General features: G+C 37.2%; 2 protein-coding genes. Both read right to left on the bottom strand.

Features of this window, described 5'->3' with window-relative positions; genetic code table 11:
* Nucleotides 1–296: 296 nt before the first annotated feature.
* The gene (locus ACEW8O_RS12100) at nt 297–1130 is read right to left on the bottom strand and encodes an alpha/beta fold hydrolase (RefSeq protein WP_373494887.1); all 834 of its coding nucleotides are present in this window, start codon (nt 1128–1130) and stop codon (nt 297–299) included.
* 443 nt (nt 1131–1573) lie between these two features.
* Nucleotides 1574–3031, bottom strand: coding sequence for a DNA ligase D (gene ligD / locus ACEW8O_RS12095; protein ID WP_373494888.1), 1458 nt, complete (start codon nt 3029–3031; stop codon nt 1574–1576).
* Nucleotides 3032–3106 lie beyond the last annotated feature (75 nt).

Raw genomic sequence — 3106 nt, 5'->3', positions numbered from 1 at the left:
AAGTGCACTCTTGTTAAGAGTATCAATCATAGAACCAGCAAAGGTCTCGGCTTTCAATGTGTCGAATGGTTTTTTATCTGTCATAATTTTATTGATTTAGTTTGATGGCATCATATTGTTTACAATTACAGTTAACATTTTGGTATAAAAGCCGTTTTAATGGCTTTTGTACAATGTTGCCAGCATTTAAATTAGTTGGTAAAAGTTCCCAACTCTCAAAAGTTCTACAACATAAATACCAACATTAGCGTGAGAATGAAAAGGATTATGGTGCTAGAAGCTGTTTCAACAAATTCTCATTTTCCAAAAAAATTCTGAACCGCTAGGGACATCATTTCCGGTTGTTCCTCAAATGTACTATGACTTGTACCTGGAAATATCATTAGTTCGCTATCAGGGATGGTTTTGAAGAGATAACCAATATGTTCCAAAGTAAATAAATCATTATCACCATACGCCAGCAAAACTTTGCAGGTAATACTTTCCAACTTCTTCTCTGTAATATAGATTTCATCATTGATCATTCCCCGGAGATCGAGAATTAAGGTTTTCCAATCATTTTCCGGATATAATCGTTGGTATTCAAGATGCCAACCCCCCCATGACTTCTCAACTATTTCCGGAGTGATTGTTGACCAAAAATTTTTCTCTTCATTAGTAAATCCGTCAATATTGGCAAATCCTCCGGATACAAAGACTTTAGATATTACATCTGGTCGATTGGCAGCTAATAATAGCCCTGTGGTAGCTCCATCACTCCATCCAACTACATGGCATTTTTTTATCCCCATCTTATCAATAAATTTGGAAGCATTTTCTGCAAGAATTTGATAACTCAATTTGTTTACTCGATCTGAACGTCCATGTCCCGGAGTGTCCATTGCTATTACAGTGTAGTTTTTGGATAACTCTGGAATCAGTTTGGAAAATTGAGCAATTGACCCGGGTCCTCCATGCAGCAAAAGTACGGTATCACCCGAGCCATATTCTTCGTAGTACACACTTTTCCCGGACAGTTCAACATATTTACCATTATTTGATCCATAGATGATTTGCTGACTCCTAAGAGGCATAGTGAATGCTTGGGCAAGAATCAAAACCATAAGGAAAACATTTAATTTAAATGACATTGTTCGATGAATTTACTAAATAAAGATACCAAATTGAACAATAGTTTTTCATTTGTGATCAATTCCATTCAAGATTATAACTAGTAACGTCTGGCTAGAAACATGCGGATTTGGAATACATTTCTTTCAACTAATAGCCATATTAATAATATGTACCTAATTCCCATTACTTAAATTTAGTCTCTTTGAGGCTTATTTACAATATACCGAAATGGATTTTTCCTGGACAAATTCAAATGGTATTATTACACAAGGCGGACCTTTTTTTTCATAAAAAATTTATCAACATCCCATTTTCCCGGATTGTTGATGATGTAATTTGAAATACGATGATACGATTTTTCATTACGTATGATATTTTCACAATAATTGCGTTGCCATACGATATCCATTAATAAAGGATTAGAGGGTGTAATTGCAAAGTCCACCTAGCCTCGGAAAAATTATTGGTTCCCTTCTATCGATTCAATTACTTTAAGCATGTCTATGCCTTTGCCCAGAATGGGTTTCCATAAATCCCCTTTTTTTTCAAAACGATCTAGGATGTTTTTGATGGTAAACTGTGAAGGTGACAATTTATGGTTTACCTCAGCCCATTCGAGAGGGGTACTGACGGTAGCGCCGGGTTTGGGTCTTGCGGAATATGGTGCCGCCAAGGTTTGACCCTGTCTGTTTTGTAAATAATCTACATAAATCCTGTTTTTTCGCTGATTAAGCGGTCGATTGAGGGTGGTGGTTTTTGGCAGTTTATCATTTACCTTTTGGGCGATGAGCTGTGCAAAAATCCTGGCAATATCATAATCATATTTTGCACCAAGCGGAATATAAACATGTAATCCGGTGGCACCAGATGTTTTGCAATAGCATTCCACTTCCAATCCGTCCATTATTTCCTTTACCACATTGGCTGCATCCACTACTAGTTTAAAATCAGGTTTCTTCTTGGGTGGATCCAAATCAATCACCACCCAATCGGGCTTTTCAGGGTTTTTGGTGGTGGAATTCCAGGGATTAAATTCTATACAACCCAAGTTGGCCATATAGATCAAAGTTGCCTTGTCATTACATAACAGATAGTCAATGTCCTTTTCTGTTGATTCAGAATATACTTCAAAGGTTTTAAGCCAAGAAGGTATCTTATCTTTTTCTACATTCTTTTGGTAAAAGCTTTGCCCGTTAATGCCACTTGGAAAACGGTTCATAGATTGAGGCCTGTTTTTCAAGTAGGGCAAAATGATATCCGCTATTTCAGTATAGTAATGTACCAGATCACCTTTGGTAATCCCTTCACCGGGAAAATACTCTTTGTGCTGATTGGTGAGTTTGACTGTGGTTTTGCCAATCTTTATACTTCGATCATTTTCAGTTTTGGATTGCTCTTCCTTTTCGATATCGGCTGTATCTTTAGGTTTACTTTTAGTTTTAGATGCAGACTTTTCCTGTTTTTCCGATGATTCTTTATTTGAGGTCTGATTACTGTTGGCCTGTACATCAGTAAGCTGCTTATCAGTCCTTAAACCCATAAACACTGGGTGTCTTAAATTTCCATCCTGTGTAAATTCCGTGAACTTTACCTGGGCGACAAACTTGGGTTCCATCCACTGGATTTTACGGATAATTTTTATCTTTTCCTGAAGCGGTGAAGTATCGGTAAAATGTGGTTCAAATTGAGTATGCATTTCCTTGAGGTCTGAGTCACTGAATCCGGTTCCACAGTTGCCTATGTACTTCAATTCTTTCCCGTGGAATTGGGCAAGCAAAAGCGACCCAAAATACTTTCTTGATCCTTTGGTCTCAGTTATTCCTACAATAATTGCTTCTTCCTGATTGATCAGTTTTATTTTCAGCCATTCCTTACTTCTGCGGCCTGAACGGTACACACTGTGGCCATCCTTTGCAATGATTCTTCAAGATTTTTTTTGGTTGCCGCTTTTAAAAAATCCATGCCTTTTTCTTCAATGTGATCTGAGTAAAAA

Source organism: Aquiflexum sp. (genome assembly GCF_041749095.1).
Classification (GTDB): Bacteria; Bacteroidota; Bacteroidia; order Cytophagales; family Cyclobacteriaceae; genus Aquiflexum.
Note: the sequence above shows the minus strand (reverse complement) of the source record. Positions and strands in the feature narration are given on the sequence as shown.

Coding starts and splice junctions, on each gene's coding strand:
- ACEW8O_RS12100 (WP_373494887.1), bottom strand. CDS start 1,130: ATGTCATTTAAATTAAATGTTTTCCTTATGGTTTTGATTCTTGCCCAA.